The organism is Streptomyces sp. NPDC046881 (assembly GCF_040645015.1).
Taxonomy (GTDB): domain Bacteria; phylum Actinomycetota; class Actinomycetes; order Streptomycetales; family Streptomycetaceae; genus Streptomyces.
Map to the genome: position 1 here is coordinate 34,318 of NZ_JBEYXJ010000013.1, position 17,673 is coordinate 51,990.

Below are 17,673 nucleotides of genomic sequence, written 5' to 3' on the forward strand. Positions count from 1 at the left end.
CCGGCATCTCCCGCTGAACCGGCGGGACCGGCGGGGCCTGCTGACCGCGCGCCCGGAACGGCGGCGCCGGGTGTCACAGCTTCCCGCCCCGCCCGCCGTCCCGCCGCGGGGGCGCGATCAGCGTCGACAGGTACGGCAGCGGCGTCCCGTCCAGCTCGGCGGCCGGCCGCACGGACTCCTCGGGCAGCCCCAGCGCCGACCCCCACACGGCGTCCTGGAGCCGCCCGTTCTCCGCCAGCGCCTCGGCCACCTCGGCGGCCTGCCGCCCGAACTTGTACGCCACCACGGTCCCCGGCCCGGCCAGCGCCTCCTTCAGCACGGCCGACCCGGCCGTCACCGGTACGAGGGTGAGCGGCTCGGTGCCCTCGGTCAGCACGGCCCCCGACCGGGCCGCGAGATCCTGCATGGCGGTGATCCCGGGGACGGTCTCCACGACGACACCCGGCACCAGCTCCGCGATGGTCTGCGCCAGGTAGGTGAACGTCGAGTACACGTTCGGGTCGCCGATGGTGGCGAACGCGACGGACCTGTGCCCGGCCAGCAGCTCGGCCACCCGCGCACCGGCCGCGTCCCAGGCCGCCTCCCGCCGCGCCCGGTCGGTCCGCTCGTTCAGCGCGAACACCACCCGGACGACCTTCTCCGCGGGCACGTAGTGCAGCACCGTCGCCTCGGCCCGCCCCCGCTCTCCCGTGTCCATGACGGGTACGACGACGACATCGGCGGCCCGCAGCGCGTTGACCCCCTTGACGGTCACCAGCTCCGGATCACCGGGACCGACCCCGACCCCGACCAGCCTGCTGCTCATGACGTCCGGCACCTCTCCACGAACCGACGGGCGACACCGGGCTCGGACGCCCAGTGCGTGTGCAGATAACTCGCGTGCACGCCCTGCTGTACGAAACCTTCGACCCGCCGCGCCGGGGCGCGCACACCCCAGGCGGGAGCGGCACCGGCGCCGGGCTCGACGACCGTGCGGTGGAACTCGTGCCCCCGCATCCGCGTCCCCGCGACGGCCAGCACACTGTCCCCGACGGCCACCGCGTCCCGGTAGCCCAGGGTGAGCCGTTCGGTCATCCGCGCGGTGGCGTCGAGCACCCCGCACATGGGCCGGCCGTCCAGCTCCCGGCAGAGGTAGAGCAGCCCGGCGCACTCGGCGGCCACGGGGGCGCCGGACAGCGCGAGGTCCGCGACGGCCTTGCGCAGCGGCTCGTTGGCGGACAGCTCGGCGGCGTACACCTCCGGGAAGCCGCCGCCGATCACCAGCCCGGCGGTTCCGTCGGGCAGTCGCTCGTCCCGCAACGGGTCGAAGACGGCGACCTCGGCACCGGCGGCGGCGAGCAGCTCGGTGTGCTCGGCGTACGAGAAGGTGAACGCCGGCCCCCCGGCCACGGCGACAACGACCTCACGCTCCTCAGCCGCCCGCTCGCCCCGCTCCTCGGCCGACGGAGTCGGGTGGTGGGTGGGCGAGGCGGGGGTCCAGGGGGCGGAGCCCGCTGGGAGGGCACCGGCGGAACGGGCCAGCGCTTCGAGGGCGGCCAGGTCACACCCTCGTACCACCTGCGCAGCCATCGCCGCGACGGCGTCGACCGCGGCGGCGCGCCTCTCGGCGACCGGAACCAGCCCCAGATGCCGAGAGGGCACGTCCACCTGCTCGGCTCGCCGCAAGGCGCCCAGCACCGGCACGCCGGAGGAGTCCAGCGCCTCCCGCAGCAGCGCCTCGTGCCGGTCGGACCCCACCTTGTTCAGGATCACGCCTCCGATCCGCACCCCGGGATCCCAGGACGCGAACCCGTGCACCAGCGCCGCCACCGACCGCGACTGCGACGACGCGTCCACGACGAGCACCACCGGCGCCCGCAGCAGCTTGGCGACCTGCGCGGTGGACGCCAGCTCACCCTCCCCGGCGGCCCCGTCGTACAACCCCATCACCCCCTCGACCACGGCCAGGTCGCACCCCCGCGCCCCGTGCAGGAACAGCGGAGCGACCAGCTCCGGCCCGCACAGGTACGCGTCCAGATTGCGGCCCACCCGCCCGGTCGCGAGGGCGTGGTACCCCGGGTCGATGTAGTCCGGCCCGACCTTGTGCGGGGACACGGCGAGCCCCCGCGCGGCGAACGCGGCCATCAGCCCCGTGGCGACGGTGGTCTTGCCGCTGCCCGAGGAGGGCGCGGCGATGACCAGCCGGGGAACGGCACTCACCACTCGATGCCCTTCTGGCCCTTCTGTCCCACGTCCATGGGGTGCTTGACCTTGGACATGTCGGTGACGAGGTCGGCGAAGTCCACCAGCTTCTCCGGCGCGTTCCGCCCGGTGATCACCACATGCTGGGTGCCCGGCCGGTTCCGCAGCACCTCCACGACCTCGTCGGTGTCGACCCAGCCCCAGTGCATCGGGTACGCGAACTCGTCCAGCACGTACAGCCGGTACGTTTCGGCGGCCAGGTCACGCTTGACCTGCTCCCAGCCCTCGCGGGCCTTCTCCTCGTTGTCCAGCTGCGCGTCCCGCTGGACCCAGGACCAGCCCTCGCCCATCTTGTGCCAGTCGACGGTCCCGCCCTGCCCGGAGGCACCGAGCACCTTGAGCGCGTTCTCCTCGCCGACCTTCCACTTCGCCGACTTGACGAACTGGAACACCCCGATGGGCCACCCCTGGTTCCAGGCGCGCAGCGCGAGCCCGAACGCGGCGGTGGACTTGCCCTTGCCGACGCCCGTGTGCACGACGACCAGCGGCCGGTTCCGGCGCTGGCGGGTCGTCAGACCGTCGTCCGGTACGACACTCGGCTGTCCCTGCGGCATTACGCGGCCCTCCCGCTCTGCATTCCCTTCACCAGCCCGGCGATCGAGTCCGCCCGCAGCTCGTCCAGCGTCACGGCCGTACCGCCCAGCTCCCCGGCCAGCTGCCCGGCGAGCCCGAGCCGCACCGGCCCCGACTCGCAGTCCACGACCACCGAGGCGACCTGCCCGGCCGCGAACAGCCGCGCCGCCCGCCCCGCGAGGGCGACCGGCTCCGGGCCGCCGGTGGCCCGGCCGTCGGTCACCACGACCACCAGCGCCCGCCGCGCCGGATCCCGCAGCCGCTCCACGCGCAGCACCTCGTGCGCCTTGAGCAGCCCCGCCGCGAGCGGCGTACGCCCCCCGGTCGGCAGCGACTCCAGCCGCGCGGCGGCGGCGTCGACGGACGACGTCGGCGGCAGCGCGACATCGGCGGCCGAGCCACGGAAGGTCACCAGCCCCACCTTGTCGCGCCGCTGGTACGCGTCGAGCAGCAGCGACAGCACGGCGCCCTTCACGGCGCTCATCCGCTGCCGTGCGGCCATCGACCCGGAGGCGTCCACCACGAACAGCACGAGGTTGCCCTCACGCCCCTCCCGGGTCGCCTGCCGCAGATCGTCCCGCCGGACCACCAGCCCCGGCCCGGACCGGCCCCGCGCCCGCTGGTGCGGCGCCGCGGCCTGCACGGTCGCGGCCAGGTGCAGCTTGGTCAGCACCCCCTGGGGCCGCCGGGCCCCCGTGGTCCGCCCGTGCTCGGTCCGGGCCCGCGAGCGCCGCCCGGCGGCACCCTCGCCGATCCCGGGCACGCTCAGCGCCTTCGTCCGGAACGGCTCGGCGGCCCGTACGGCCGACTGCTCCTGCGCGCCGGACGCCTGCGGCTGCCCGCCCTCACCGGCCTCGGGCCGCGCGTCGCCGGCGCCGTCGCCCTGCGGACCGCTGTCGGGCGCGGGCTGCCCGCCGCCCCCACCGGGGCCGTCGGGGTCCGGATCGTCGTCGGGGGACTCGCCGGAGGACTGCTCCAGCGTCTCGTCCAGCTTGTCCTCGTCCAGGCCCGGCGCGTCGAACGGGTTGCGCCGGCGCCGGTGCGGCAGCGCCAGCAGGGCGGCCTGACGTACGTCCTCGGCGAGCACGTCGGTGCGCCCGGCCCACGCGGCCAGTGCGGTCGCGGTCCGTGCCATCACGATGTCGGCGCGCATGCCGTCGACCTCGAAGGCGGCACAGGTCGCCGCGATCTGCCGCAGCGCCCCGTCGCCCAGCCGCACCTGCGGCAGCAACTCCCGCGCCGCCACGATCCGCTGCCGTACGGCGGCCTCCTCCTCGGCCCAGCGCGCGGCGAAGGCGGCGGGGTCGTCGTCGTACGCCAGCCGGCGCCGGACGACCTCCACGCGCTGGTCGGGCTCCCGCGAGGCCGCGACCTCCACGGTCAGCCCGAACCGGTCCAGCAACTGCGGCCGCAGCTCGCCCTCTTCGGGGTTCATGGTGCCGACGAGCAGGAACCTCGCGGCATGCCGGACGGACACACCCTCGCGCTCCACGTACGAGGCACCCATCGCCGCCGCGTCCAGCAGCAGGTCCACCAGGTGGTCGTGGAGGAGGTTGACCTCGTCGACGTACAGGATCCCGCGGTGCGCGTCGGCCAGCAGGCCCGGCTCGAAGGCCTTCACGCCCTCCGCGAGCGCCCGCTCGATGTCCAGCGCGCCGACCAGCCGGTCCTCGGAGGCGCCGACAGGCAGCTCGACCATCCGGGCGGGGCGCGCGGTGCCGGGGCCGGGCTCGTGCGGCCCGTCCGGGCACCCCGGGTCCGGGGCGGCCGGGTCGCACGAGAAACGGCAGCCGGGCACCACGGCGACCGCCGGCAGGAGCGCCGACAGCGCCCGTACCGCCGTCGACTTCGCGGTGCCCTTCTCGCCGCGCACCAGCACACCGCCGACCGCCGGCGACACGGCGTTCAGCAGCAGCGCGAGCCGCAGATCGTCCTGGCCGACGACGGCCGTAAAGGGGAACGGGGTGGTCACTGGTCGCCCTCCAAGTCGCCTTCAAGCTCCAGGTAGGTGGCGCGCAGCCGCTCCAGCGTGTCCGCGTCCGGCTCCGCCCACAGACCGCGGTCCGCCGCCTCCAGCAGGCGCTCGGTGATGCCGCGCAGCGCCCACGGGTTGGACTTCTTCATGAAGTCCCGGTTCTCCGGGTCGAAGACGTACTCCGCGCTCAGCTTCTCGTACATCCAGTCGTCGACCACGCCCGCCGTCGCGTCGTAGCCGAACAGGTAGTCCACGGTCGCCGCCATCTCGAAGGCGCCCTTGTAGCCGTGCCGGCGCATGGCCGCCATCCAGCGCGGGTTGACCACGCGCGCGCGGAAGACGCGGTGCGTCTCCTCGCCGAGCGTGCGGGTCTTCACCTGGTCCGGTACGGCGCTGTCGCCCACGTACGCCTCGGGGTTGGCGCCGGTCAGATGGCGGACCATGGCCACCATGCCGCCGTGGTACTGGAAGTAGTCGTCGGCGTCGACCAGGTCGTGCTCGCGGGTGTCGACGTTCTTCGCCGCCACGGCGATCCGCTTGAACGCGGTCTCCATGTCCCCGCGCGCGGCCCGCCCGTCGAGCCCCCGCCCGTACGCGTAGCCGCCCCACACCGCGTACACCTCGGCGAGGTCGGCGTCCGAGCGCCAGTTGCGGGCGTCGATCAGCGGCAGCAGACCCGCGCCGTACGCGCCCGGCTTGGAGCCGAAGATGCGGGCCGTGGCCCGGCGCCGGTCACCGTGTTCGGCGGTGTCCGCGTCGGCGTGCGCCTTGACGTAGTTGCGCTCGGCGGGCTCGTCCAGCTCGGCCACCGTGCGGACCGCGTCGTCGATCAGTCCGACGACGTGCGGGAACGCGTCCCGGAAGAAGCCGGAGATGCGGACCGTGACGTCGATGCGCGGCCGGCCCAGCTCCGCCAGGGGCACCACCTCGAAGCCGGTCACGCGGCGCGAGGCGTCGTCCCAGACGGGACGGCAGCCCAGCAGCGCCAGGATCTCGGCGATGTCGTCGCCCTGCGTGCGCATCGCGGACGTGCCCCACACCGTGAGGCCCACGGACTTCGGGTACGCACCCGTGTCCTGGAGGTAGCGGGCCACGAGCGAGTCGGCGAGCGACTGCCCGACCTCCCAGCTCAGCCGGGACGGGATCGCCTTGGGGTCGACCGAGTAGAAGTTCCGGCCGGTCGGCAGGACGTTGACCAGACCGCGGGTGGGCGAGCCGGACGGTCCGGCCGGGACGTACCCGCCGTCGAGCGCCTTCAGGATGTGCCCGATCTCGTCGGTCGTCCGGGCGAGGCGCGGCACGACCTCGGTGCACGCGAACTCCAGCACGGCGACGGCGTCGGGCAGTTCGGTGCCGAGAACGTCCCTGAGCAGACCACGGCTCTGCGCGGCGTCCCAGCCGCGCTCCTCCATGCCCTCCGCGATTCGCCGGCACAGCTGCTCCAGCAGGTCGATCGCGTCGGAGGCCGTGCGGGCCGGACCCTCCACCAGGTCCGTCAGCTCCACCGGCACCTTCACCGGGGCGCCCGGCTCGCCCAGCAGCTCCTTCTCCACCAGCCCGAAGTGCGCCGCCAGCGAGGCGCGCAGACCCGGCAGGGCGTTCGCCCGGCCGCCCCACACCTGCGAGGCGCGCAGCACGGCCAGCACCAGGTTGACGCGCGGCTCGGCGACCGGCCCGCCGCCCAGGATGTGCAGGCCGTCGCGGATCTGCACGTCCTTGATCTCGCACAGGTAGCCGTCGATGTGCATGACGAACTCGTCGAACGCGTCGTCGTCCGGCTGCTCGTCCACATGCAGGTCGTGGTGCAGCTCGGCCGCCTTCACCAGCGTCCAGATCTGCGCCCGCACGGCCGGCGCCTTCACCGGGTCCAGGTCGGAGACCAGCGCGTACTCGTCGAGCAGCTGCTCCAGCTTCGCCAGGTCGCCGTAGGTGTCGGCGCGCGCCATCGGCGGCACGAGGTGGTCGACGACCGTGGCGTGGCCGCGCCGCTTGGCCTGGGTGCCCTCGCCGGGGTCGTTGACGATGAACGGGTAGACCAGCGGCAGGTCGCCGAGGACGGCGTCGGGCGCGCAGCCGCCGCTGAGGCCGAGGCCCTTGCCCGGCAGCCACTCCATCGTGCCGTGCTTGCCCATGTGCACGATCGCGTCCGCGCCGAAGCTGTTGTCCAGCCAGCGGTAGGCCGCCATGTAGTGGTGGGACGGCGGCATGTCCGGGTCGTGGTAGATCGCGATCGGGTTCTCGCCGAAGCCGCGCGGCGGCTGGATCATCACCACGACGTTCCCGAACTGCAGGGACGCCAGCACGATGTCGCCGCCGTCGACGTACAGGCTGCCCGGCGGCTCGCCCCACGCCTCCCGCATGGCGTCCCGGAGCTCCGGGTCCAGCTTCTCGAACCACGCCCGGTAGTCCGCCAGCGGCACCCGCGCGGGCGCGGCGGCCAGCTGCTCCTCGGTCAGCCACTCGACGTCGTGGCCGCCGGCGTCGATGAGCCGGTGGATCAGCTCGTCGCCGTTGTCGGGGTGCCCCTCGACCGCGTACCCGGCGTCCCGCAGCGCGTCCAGCACCCGCACCGCCGACGCGGGCGTGTCCAGGCCGACCGCGTTGCCGACCCGGGAGTGCTTGGTCGGGTAGGCGGTGAAGACCAGCGCGATCTTCTTCTCGGCGTTCGGCTTGTGCTTCAGCCGGGCGTGCCGCACGGCGATCCCGGCCACCCGCGCGGCCCGCTCCGGGTCGGCGACGTACACCGGGACCTCGTCCGGTCCCTGCTCCTTGAAGGAGAACGGCACGGTGATCAGCCGGCCGTCGAACTCCGGGATCGCGACCTGCATCGCCGCGTCCATGGGGGACAGGGCCGCGTCGGACTCCTCCCAGGCGCTCTTCGACGAGGTCAGGCAGAGACCCTGCAGCACGGGGACGTTCAGGTCGGCGAGCGCGCCGACGTCCCAGGACTCCTCGTCGCCGCCCGCCGACGCCTGCGAGGCGTGCGTGCCGCCCGCCGCGAGCACCGTGGCGACCAGCGCGTCGGCCCGCCCGAGCAGTTCGTACAGCCCGGGGTCGGCACCGCGCAGCGAACCGCAGAACACCGGCAGCGCGTTGGCGCCCTGCGCCTCGACCGCCTCGCACAGGGTGTCCACGAAGGCGGTGTTCCCGCTCAGTTCGTGCGCCCGGTAGAACAGCACGCCCACGGTCGGACGGTCGTCCCGGATCCCGTACGCGCCGTGCACGCCGAACTCCGGCATCCTGCACGGCTCCTCGAAGCCCTCGCCGGTCAGCAGCACGGTGTCCGACAGGAACCGCGACAGCTCCAGCAGGTTCGCGGGCCCGCCCTCGACCAGGTACCGCAGCGCCTCGGCGACCACGCCGGCCGGCACGCTCGACTCGGCCATCAACTCCGCGTCCGGCACGGCCTCGCCGCCCAGCAGCACGGTCGGGATGCCGGCCGCCTTCAGCGCGGCCAGCCCGTCCTCCCAGGCCCGCTTGCCGCCCAGCAGCCGTACGACGGCGAGGTCCGCGCCCTCGACCAGGCCGGGCAGCTCCCCGGCGACGTCGACCCGGGTGGGGTTGCCGATCCGGTAGTCCGCGCCGGAGGCCCGGGCCGCCAGCAGATCCGTGTCGGCGGTCGACAACAACAACACTGTGCTCATGCGGGCGCTCCCGGTGGAATGAAAGGCAGTCCTTGCGGCGCGCCCGACTCGATGAGCCGCCAGAGCGCGTCCGTGTCCGCGTGCTGTTCGATCAGGTCGCCGAGCCGGTCCAGCTGCTCCTCGCGCAGCGCGGCGAAGGAGGTGTCCGGCGCGGGCACGAAGCGGCGGCCCGCGGCGGCGGCCACCTCGCGCAGGAAGGCCCGCCGGAAGCCGTCGGACTCCAGCGAGCCGTGCCAGTGGGTGCCCCAGGTCTGGCCTACCCGGCAGCCGTCCAGGAAGGGTTCACCGCCCTCGACGGTGGCCACGCCGTGGTGGATCTCGTAGCCGTCGACGCGCTCGCCGAGGGCTTCGCCGCTGGGCCGGGTCAGGGTCTTCTCGCGGGCGAAGCGCACCCGGACGGGCAGGATGCCGAGCCCGTCGACCTGGCCGATCCGGCTCTCGACGTCGTCCTCGATGTGCTCGCCGAGGATCTGGAAGCCGCCGCAGACACCGAGGACGGGACGTCCCTCGGCGGCCCGGCGGACGAGCGCGTCCGCCAGCCCGCGTTCCCGCAGCCACTCCAGCGCCCGTACGGTCCCGCGCGTGCCCGGGACGACGACGAGGTCGGCGTCCGCGAGCTCCTCCGGTCGGTCCACGAACCGCACGACCACGCCCGGTTCGGCGGCCAGCGCGTCCACGTCGGTGAAGTTGGACATCAGCGGGATCGCGCACACGGCGACCCGCAGCACGTCCTCGCCGACCGGGGGAGTGACCGCGGACTCCCGTACGGTGCCCCGCAGCGACACGCGGAGTCCGTCCTCCTCGTCGATGCCGAGCCCGTGCCGGAAGGGCAGCACGCCGTACGTCCGCCGCCCGGTGAGGTTCCGCAGCATGTCCAGCCCCGGCTCCAGCAGGGAGACGTCGCCGCGGAACTTGTTCACCAGGAAGCCGGCGACCAGCTCCTGGTCCTCCGGCGAGAGCAGGGCCACCGTGCCGAAGAAGGACGCGAAGACACCCCCGCGGTCGATGTCGCCGACGACGAGCACGGGCAGCCGCGCGTTGCGCGCGATCCCCATGTTGACGATGTCGGTCCGGCGCAGGTTGATCTCGGCCGGACTGCCCGCCCCCTCACAGATCACCGCGTCATACGTGCCCCGCAACTCGGCCAGGCAGTCCAGCACCGTGCCCAGCAGCCGCTGCTGGCGCCCGCCGTGGTACCCGCGCGCGCTCAGCTCGCCCACCGGCCTGCCCAGCAGCACCACCTGGCTGCTCTGCTCGCCGCCGGGCTTGAGCAGCACCGGGTTCATCAGCGCGGTCGGCTCGATCCGGCAGGCCTGGGCCTGCATCGCCTGCGCCCGGCCGATCTCGGCGCCCTCGCGCGTCACGAACGAGTTGAGGGACATGTTCTGCGCCTTGAACGGCGCGACCTTCACGCCCTGGCGGACCAGCCAGCGGCAGATACCGGCCGTCACGACGCTCTTGCCGGCGTCGGAGGTCGTGCCGGCGACGAGGAGACCACCGTTCACTTCCCGCGTCCTTTCAGCAGTCGGCGCGCGGCGAGCGTGCTGCCGAGGGCGAGCAGGCCGACGCGGCGGGAGAGCCGTACGGCCCGGTCGATGTCGGTGACCCGGACCGGCCGTCCGGTGGCACCGTTGAGCACCGGGCGGTGCTCGACCCGGCCGCCGTAGGAGAGCGTCCCGCCCAGGCGGACGCCGAGGGCACCGGCGAAGGAGGCCTCCACAGGCCCGGCGTTGGGGCTCGGGTGCCGGTGCGCGTCGGCCTTCCAGGCGCGCAGGGCACCGCGCGGATCCGGTCCGGCCGCGGCGGCGAGCACGGCGGTCAGCCGGGCCCCCGGCCAGCCGGCGACGTCGTCGAGGCGGGCGGCGGCCCAGCCGAAGCGCCGGAAGCGGGGCGACCGGTGACCCACCATCGCGTCCAGGGTGTTGACCGCCCGGAACCCGAGCAGCCCCGGAACCCCGGCCACCGCACCCCACACGAGGGCGCCGACGACCGCGTCGGAGGTGTTCTCGGCGACCGACTCGACCACGGCCCGGGCGATGCCGTCGGCGTCCAGCGCCTGCGGGTCCCGGCCGCACAGGTGGGGCAGCCGCGCCCGGGCCGCCTCGACGTCCCCCGACTCCAGGGCGCGCCCGATCGTGCGGGCCTCCCGGGCGAGCGAGGTGCCGCCCACGACGGCCCAGGTGGCGGCGGCGGTCAGCGCGACGGAGGCGGTACGGGAGGGGCGTACGGTACGCGCGGCCAGTGCGCCGAGTGCGACGGCGCCGCCGGCGCACACGGCGGTGTGCAGGGCGCCCCAGCCGCGGTGGTCGTGCCACAACGCGCCTTCCGCGGCGCCCGCCGCCCGGCCGAACACGGCGACGGGATGTCCGCGGCGCGGATCGCCGAGAAGCAGGTCCCCGAGGACGCCGGCGGCGGCGCCGTACGCGTATGTGCGATCGGCACCCATCGGCTCAGCCGGCCGTGGGAACAGGAACGGGCCTGGTACGGGTCCTCGATCGGCAGCCGAGCATGGCGATATGTGTCCTCACTCAGGGTGTCCGCGCCCTGGTTCGACGTGAATCGGCGGTGAGAGTTCCTGGCTCCCGGGGTTCATTCCCCGGTGACAGTGGCGGGACCGCGCCGGATTCGCACCGGCTTCCTCTCCTGCCGCCGTACATGGCCTGGGCAGTCCACCACGTGCCCGGAACGGCCGTCAACCTGCCTTTGACCTGCGAGGGGAGAGTGTGCCGATCCCCACACCGCGGGGCGTGCGGGCCTGATGGGACAACGGCAGAGGCTCCCCTGCCCGACACGGGAAGGGGAGCCTCTCGGATGATCGGTCAGGCCTTGGCCACGATCAGGTTGATGCCGTACGCCACCGCCGCCGCGCACGCCGCGAAGCAGAGGTAGGCGCCGGTGACGGCGAGGCCGGCGGAACCGCCCTGCGCCACGGCCTTCTCACGGCGGTTCAGGCCCGCGATGCCGAGGGTGAACAGGGCCACCAGGCCCACCGTGACCACGAGGCTGACGCCGAACACGGAGCCCAGGGCTGCCCAGTCGATCTTCATAGTGCTTCCTTCGGTAACCGGGTGCTCGGGGTCAGACCGCGGCGGCCGGCGGGCTGGCCGGTTCGGCGGGGGCGGTGTTCTGCTGCGGGAACGCGAGGTCCAGCTCGGCGGCGACCGCGGCGGTGGGCGGCGGGATCACGGCGGCGATGGCGGTGGTGACCACACCGGCCGGCTCGTCGCTCTCCTCGACCACGTTGGTGTGGTCGACGACCTCGCGGCGGGAGATCTTCCAGATCGCGGCGCTCGCGGCGACGAGGAAGACGGCGACGACGGCGGTGCCCCAGTCACCCAGGCCGGTGACGGCCTCGGCACCCGCGCCGACCAGCGCGGCGGCCGGCAGGGTCAGCGCCCAGGCGACGAACATGCGGGTCGCGGTGGACCAGCGGACCACGCCGCCCTTGCGGCCCAGACCCGCGCCCATCACCGAGCCGGAGACGACGTGCGTGGTGGAGAGGGAGAAGCCGAGGTGCGAGGAGGCCAGGATGGCGGTCGCGGCGCTGGTCTGCGCGGCGAAGCCCTGGCGCGGCTCCAGGTCGGTCAGGCCCTTGCCCATGGTGCGGATGATGCGCCAGCCGCCGATGTAGGTGCCGAGCGCGATGGCCAGGCCGGCGGAGAGGATCACCCAGGTGGGAGGGTTGGAGCCGGGGGCGAGCGAGCCGCCGGCCACCAGGGCGAGGGTGATGATGCCCATCGTCTTCTGGGCGTCGTTGGTGCCGTGGGCCAGGGAGACCAGGCCGGCGGAGGCGATCTGGCCGACGCGGTAGCCCTTGCGGGTCGCCTCGCCGTCCGCGGTGCCGCCGATGCCGTAGGAGAACCGGGTGGCCAGCAGCGAGGCCAGGCCCGCGACGATCGGCGCGGCGACGGCCGGCAGCAGCACCTTGGTGACCAGGACGTCACCGTGGACGGCGCCGAAGCCGGCGGAGGCGACGGTGGCGCCGACCAGGCCGCCCATCAGGGCGTGCGAGGAGCTGGAGGGCAGGCCCACCAGCCAGGTCAGCAGGTTCCAGAGGATCGCGCCGACCAGGGCGGCGAAGATGACCTCGGGACGGATGCCGGTCTCGTCGACGAGACCCTTGGAGATCGTGTTGGCGACCTCCACGGAGAGGAAGGCGCCCACGAGGTTGAGGGCGGCGGACATGGTCACCGCGATCTTCGGCTTCAGGGCGCCTGTCGAGATGGTGGTGGCCATCGCGTTCGCGGTGTCGTGGAAACCGTTCGTGAAATCGAACGCGAGAGCGGTCACGACCACTATCGCGAGGATCAGCGAGAAGCTTTCCATTTACCCAGGCAATCGTTCGAGGTCATTGGCTGGTCGAACGTAGGCAACCTGGGTGAACGGAAGATGAACTGAGGCGGGCGCGAGGGTGTCAGTAACGCGCGCGAGAGATTCCGCTTGTGCTCCTCGCCCCAGGCGCCCCTTGGCTACCGGCCCCGGGCCAGGATCCGCAGCCGGCTCAGCGGGCCGTTGAAGAGATTCTGGTCACCCGGCAGCCGGCCCTTGGTGGCGTACTGCCAGAACGTCCAGTAGCGCCAGCCGCCCGGCAGCGTCCCCGGCCGCGAGGTGCCGTGCCGGGCGATCCACAGGGGGTTCGAGGAGGAGAAGGCGCGGCTGTTCCCGGTGCACAGCTTCCACCACTGGGTCGTGGTGTAGATCACCGGACGGCGGCCGGTCTGCCGCCGGACCTCGTCGCTGAAGGACCGGATCCAGCGGACCATCCGGGCCTTGCCCAGCCCGTAGCACTTGTGCCGCGCGCTGTACGGGTTGTACTCGATGTCCAGCGCGGGCGGCAGCGTCCAGCCGTCCGCCCGCCAGCCGCCGCCGTGCCGCACGAAGTACGCGGCCTGCCGGGCTCCGGAGGACCGGTCGGGCAGGGCGAAGTGGTACGCGCCGTGCAGCAGGCCGGCCTTGCGGGCGCCGGAGTACTGCCCGGAGAAGTACGGGTTGCGGTAGGTCGTGGACTCGGTCGCCTTGACGTACACGAACGTGGCGCCCTTCGCCGCGGCGGCGGCCCAGTCGACGCCCCTCTGGTGGGACGAGACGTCGTGCCCCCGGGGCGTCCCGGCGGCGAGCGCCGACAGGCCGGCGGGCTCGGAGGCGTCGGCGGGCTGTGACGTTTCGGCTGCCTGCGAGGCTCCGGCCGGCTGCGAGGCGCCGGCTGCCTCGGCCCCTCGTGCCGGATCGCCGGGGGCGGCCGGCCCGGCCGACGCGGGTGCGGTGCCCGCGAGGGCGAGGGCCGCCGTGGCCGCCGCGAGAACACCGGCGCGGCGGCGGACAAGGGTGCGTTCACGGGCCATGCGTTTCCCCGGGGTGGCGGACGACCGCGGGCGGCGGCGATCGTCCCGTGGGCAAGAGAGGCCATTGAAGGCTCGATGATCACCGCATTCAGGCCGATTCCGAGCGTTTCGCCGCCAGGTCCGCCCGTTCGGCCGTACGGTTTCCGGGCGGAAGCGACCGACCCTGCCCGCTCGGCACCGGTCCGGCTGGCAGGATCACCGCATGGCTGAACCGCTGCGGAACACGGACGACGGACACCAGGCCGGGCACCAGGCGGGAGACCGGGCCGGAGACCGGGCCGGGGATCAGGACGTGGCACGGCTGTGGGCGGACGTGGTCGCGACGGCGCGCCGGACCGTCGCCGACGGGCTGGTCGTCGGCACCTCCGGCAACGTCTCCGCACGCATCGGCGACCTCGTGCTGGTCACCCCGTCGGGCGTCCCCTACGACCGGCTCACCCCCGACGACCTCACCGGCGTCGACCTCACCGGACGCCAGGTGCTCGGCACCCTCGTGCCGACCAGCGAGCTGCCCATGCACCTCGCCGTCTACCGCACCACCGACGCCCGCGCCGTCGTCCACACCCACGCCGTGCACGCGACCGCGGTCTCCACGCTCGTGACCGAGCTGCCGCCGGTGCACTACATGGCCGGCGCCCTCGGCGGCCTGGTCCGGGTCGCCCCCTACGCCACCTACGGCTCCGGCGAACTGGCCGAGAACATGCTCCGCGCCCTCGCCGGCCGCTCCGGCTGCCTGCTGCGCAACCACGGCACGATCACCTACGGCGCCACCCTCGACCAGGCCTACGACCGCACCGCCCAGCTGGAGTGGATGTGCCGCCTGTGGCTGACGGCGTCCTCGGTGCCGGGCCTGACGCCCTCCCTGCTGACGGAGGCACAAGTCGCCGAGGCCGGGGAACGCTTGAAGGGATACGGCCAACGGAGGTGACCCCTTGCCGAGCAGCGACCCGTTCCGCCCCCTGCCGACTCCGCTCGCCCTGCTCCGCGTCGGCGGTGCGAGCCGGCTCGGCGCCATCCGCCGCGCCGGCGCCCGGTGGCGGCGCAGCCACCCGGCGCTGACGAAACCACCCGCGCCCGCACGGTCCGCGCTTCCGCTGGCCGCCCGGCACGTCCCCGCCGACACTGGACCCGTGCGCACCGTGAAGGCGACCGCCACCGCACTCACCGCGGTCCTGGCCGCCGGCACCGCTTCCGTGGTCGCCGGCCGTCGCGCCAGCGACGCCGCACTGAAGGCACCGCCCGGCCGGCCCCTGCCCACCGAGCCCCGCCTCACCGTGCACCGCGCGGCCGCCGGCCAGATCACGCTCACCCGCGACCTGGCCGCACTGCGCCCCGGCACCTACGGCCTCGCCGGCGACGGCTCCCACGCGGTCGTCGGCCCCGTCCTGGAGGCGGCCGCGCACACCGCCGACACCGTCGTACGCCGTCTGGAACGCGTCACGCACGGCACGCTCGCCCCCGGCGACGCGGTGTGGCTCACCCCGAACCTGTACGTCGGCGACCCGCGGACGGCCCTCGGGCTGGACCACGACGACGTCGGCATCCCCGGGGACCTCGGCACGCTGCCCGCCTGGTTCGTGCCGGGCCACCGGGACACCTGGGTGATCGCGGTGCACGGCCTCGGCGCCACCCGGGAGCACGCCATGAACGTCATGGGCTTCCTGCACCGCCGCCGGCTGCCGGTCCTCGTCCTCGCCTACCGCGGCGACCCCGGCGCCCCGCGGTCGCCGGACGGGCTGAACCACCTCGGCGAGACCGAGTGGCGGGACCTCGAGGCGGCGATCCGCTACGCCGTCGGGCGCGGCGCCCGCCGGGTCGTCCTGCTCGGCTGGTCCACCGGTGCCACCATGGCCCTGCGCGCCGCCGAGCACTCCACGGTCCGCGACCGCATCGCCGGGCTCGTCCTGGACTCGCCGGTGCTCAGCTGGGAGGCCACCCTGCGGGCCCTGGCCAGGGCCCGGCACACCCCGCAGCCGCTGCTGCCGCTCGCCGTGCGGGCCGCGCAGGGCCGGGCCGGGCTGCACGCCGACCGGGTCGCCGAGATCGTCGACCCCCACCGGCTGCGGGTGCCCACCCTGATCGTGCACGGCCCCCAGGACGAGGTCGCCCCCTGGGAGCTCTCCCGCCGGCTCGCCCGGCGCCGCGCCGACGTCGTCGCCCTGTACACCGTCGCGCACGCCCCGCACGCGGCGATGTGGAACGCGGATCCGGCCGAGTACGAGGAACGCCTGCGCCGGTTCCTGACCCCGCTGATGTGACCGGCATGTGACCGGCTGATATGACCGGCTGACGCGACCCGGGCACCGGGGCCGCCGGTACCGGCGCGGAGCATTCCGTTTAAAGCCGTACGGCTGGCTCGATCACGTCGCCGTGGCCCGTCCCGGACGCCGTGCCTTGGCCAGCCCCGTCGCCCGCCGTGACATTCCGTTTGGGTTTTCGGACCGTCAACCGGAAGACTGCACCCGTGACGTCCCGTATCCCGCGCGACTCCAGGCTCCGACTCGTCCGACCGCGACCCCTGGCCGCCGCCCCCAGAGCTGTGAACCAGCGGCGCCCACGGCGCCCCGCACCCCGGCCGCCGGAGGGCACACCCGCCCCCGCCGAACTGGCCGGAATGGCCCGCACCGGTCTGGCCGGCGCGGCCCGCGTCGCCCGCTGGGCCGACGCCGCACTCGGCCCCGGCCGCGCCGGCGCCACCGCCGACGGCAAGGCCACCCTGTCCGACGCCACCGCGGAACGCGCCGCCGCCGAGCTGGGCCTGAGTGCCGCTCAGGTCCGCGCCGACTGGGACACCGCCCGCCTCGCCGGCCTCGTCGAGGTGCACGGCGACAGCGCGCGCCCCGGCTGGCGGCTGCGCGCCTGGGACCGTGACGACAGCGCCGTACTGCGCGGCTGGGTCGCCCTCTTCGACGCCTGGTCGCTCGCCTGTCCCGAACCCGACGGGCACGAGCCGGCCGCCGTCGCCGAGGTCGTCTCGGCCATGCCCCAGGTGCTCTCCTTCCTCCAGCTCTCCGCCGGGCCCGTCCCGGTCGAGCAGCTGCTCGACCTGCTCCAGCAGCGGGTCACCGAACTGCGCACCGAACGCTGCGAGGTCGCCTACGAGCCCGGCACCGGGCAGCCCGCCGGCGCCCCGCGCCCCGCGGACCCCGCGCCGGCCGAGGACGCCCCGCTCGCCCCGCTGCTCGACTGGGCGCTGCGCGCCCTCGCCTCCGTCGGCGCCCTCACCTACGGCGCCGGCCAGGCCACCCTCACCCCGCTGGGCAGTTGGGCGGTGTGGGTCAAGCTGGAGCAGATCTGCGTGGCCGCGCAGAGCCCCGCCGGCAACATCGAGCAGTCCGCCGAGGACATGCTCCGCGGCTGCGCCCAGCTGCGCCCCAACGCGGCCCGCGCCGAGTACCGCGCCTGGCTCGCCGCCCGGCCCGTCGGCAGCGCCGTCACCGAGCTGATCGGCGCCGCCCGCGGCGACGACGCCCTGCTGCGCGGCCTGGCCTTCGAGGCGCTGCGCGTCGTCGGCGCCCCCGCCGAGCCCGACGTACGGGCCGTGGTCGACGAGCCGGCCCTGCGGCCGTACGCGCTGCTGTGGCTGGCCGAGCACGACGGGATCGACCCGGAGGACGCCCACGAGGTGCTCACCCGGGAGGAGGCCACCTGGCTGTGGGTGGACACCGCCGCCGCCGTCGCCGACCACGGCGAGGCGCCGATGCTGGTCCGGCACCTGGAGTCCGCGGTGCAGCCCACCGTGCCCCAGCTGCTCGACGAGGTCCGCGCCGTCGGCCACCCGCGCACCGTGCAGGTCCTGGTCGCGCTCGCCGCCGCGCACCCCGACCCGGCCCTGGCCAAGGCCGTCCGCCGGGCCGCGTTCCAGGTGCACACCGGGGGATGAGCGGCCGGGCAGCGG

At 74.5% G+C, this 17,673-nt stretch carries 13 protein-coding genes and 1 riboswitch; of the genes, 3 read left to right on the forward strand and 10 right to left on the reverse strand.

Annotation, left to right across the window (positions count from 1 at the left end):
- Positions 1 to 73: 73 nt before the first annotated feature.
- From cobI to ABZ923_RS09435, 10 genes are all read right to left on the reverse strand, one after another.
- Entirely contained in the window at positions 74 to 805 is a 732-nt protein-coding gene (gene cobI, locus ABZ923_RS09390) for a precorrin-2 C(20)-methyltransferase (RefSeq protein ID WP_361468882.1), read from the reverse strand.
- Positions 802 to 2,202 carry a cobyrinate a,c-diamide synthase gene (locus tag ABZ923_RS09395; protein WP_361468885.1) on the reverse strand — a complete coding sequence of 467 codons (1,401 nt, stop codon included), beginning with the start codon at positions 2,200 to 2,202 and terminating at the stop codon, positions 802 to 804. Before ABZ923_RS09395 ends, cobI begins: the two co-directional genes overlap by 4 nt.
- On the reverse strand, positions 2,196 to 2,795 hold the full coding sequence (gene cobO, locus ABZ923_RS09400) for a cob(I)yrinic acid a,c-diamide adenosyltransferase (protein WP_361468888.1): 600 nt from the start codon (positions 2,793 to 2,795) through the stop codon (positions 2,196 to 2,198). Before cobO ends, ABZ923_RS09395 begins: the two co-directional genes overlap by 7 nt.
- Positions 2,795 to 4,786: a putative cobaltochelatase gene (locus ABZ923_RS09405; protein WP_361468894.1), complete on the reverse strand. Its 1,992-nt coding sequence runs from the start codon at positions 4,784 to 4,786 to the stop codon at positions 2,795 to 2,797. Before ABZ923_RS09405 ends, cobO begins: the two co-directional genes overlap by 1 nt.
- Complete coding sequence (cobN, locus tag ABZ923_RS09410; protein ID WP_361468897.1) at positions 4,783 to 8,433, reverse strand: cobaltochelatase subunit CobN; 3,651 nt, start codon at positions 8,431 to 8,433, stop codon at positions 4,783 to 4,785. The genes ABZ923_RS09405 and cobN overlap by 4 nt, the downstream gene beginning before the upstream one ends.
- Complete coding sequence (locus ABZ923_RS09415; protein WP_361468899.1) at positions 8,430 to 9,938, reverse strand: cobyric acid synthase; 1,509 nt, start codon at positions 9,936 to 9,938, stop codon at positions 8,430 to 8,432. Before ABZ923_RS09415 ends, cobN begins: the two co-directional genes overlap by 4 nt.
- On the reverse strand, positions 9,935 to 10,879 hold the full coding sequence (locus tag ABZ923_RS09420; RefSeq protein ID WP_361468902.1) for a cobalamin biosynthesis protein: 945 nt from the start codon (positions 10,877 to 10,879) through the stop codon (positions 9,935 to 9,937). The genes ABZ923_RS09415 and ABZ923_RS09420 overlap by 4 nt, the downstream gene beginning before the upstream one ends.
- A gap of 100 nt (positions 10,880 to 10,979) precedes the next feature.
- A riboswitch (cobalamin riboswitch) is annotated at positions 10,980 to 11,122 on the reverse strand.
- Positions 11,123 to 11,252: 130 nt separating this feature from the next.
- Complete coding sequence (locus tag ABZ923_RS09425; RefSeq protein WP_358644273.1) at positions 11,253 to 11,480, reverse strand: hypothetical protein; 228 nt, start codon at positions 11,478 to 11,480, stop codon at positions 11,253 to 11,255.
- A gap of 31 nt (positions 11,481 to 11,511) precedes the next feature.
- Entirely contained in the window at positions 11,512 to 12,759 is a 1,248-nt protein-coding gene (locus tag ABZ923_RS09430; protein ID WP_361468906.1) for an inorganic phosphate transporter, read from the reverse strand.
- Positions 12,760 to 12,902: 143 nt separating this feature from the next.
- Positions 12,903 to 13,775, reverse strand: a complete 873-nt coding sequence (locus ABZ923_RS09435; RefSeq protein WP_361468909.1) for a lysozyme — start codon at positions 13,773 to 13,775, stop codon at positions 12,903 to 12,905.
- Positions 13,776 to 13,977: 202 nt separating this feature from the next.
- Between ABZ923_RS09435 and ABZ923_RS09440 the strand changes: the two genes are divergently transcribed.
- The 3 genes from ABZ923_RS09440 to ABZ923_RS09450 all read left to right on the forward strand — a co-directional run bounded on the left by ABZ923_RS09440 (position 13,978) and on the right by ABZ923_RS09450 (position 17,658).
- Positions 13,978 to 14,703, forward strand: a complete 726-nt coding sequence (locus ABZ923_RS09440) for a class II aldolase/adducin family protein (protein WP_361468912.1) — start codon at positions 13,978 to 13,980, stop codon at positions 14,701 to 14,703.
- A gap of 202 nt (positions 14,704 to 14,905) precedes the next feature.
- Positions 14,906 to 16,033, forward strand: coding sequence for a prolyl oligopeptidase family serine peptidase (locus ABZ923_RS09445; RefSeq protein ID WP_361469063.1), 1,128 nt, complete (start codon positions 14,906 to 14,908; stop codon positions 16,031 to 16,033).
- A gap of 206 nt (positions 16,034 to 16,239) precedes the next feature.
- The gene (locus ABZ923_RS09450) at positions 16,240 to 17,658 is read left to right on the forward strand and encodes a hypothetical protein (RefSeq protein WP_361468915.1); all 1,419 of its coding nucleotides are present in this window, start codon (positions 16,240 to 16,242) and stop codon (positions 17,656 to 17,658) included.
- Positions 17,659 to 17,673 lie beyond the last annotated feature (15 nt).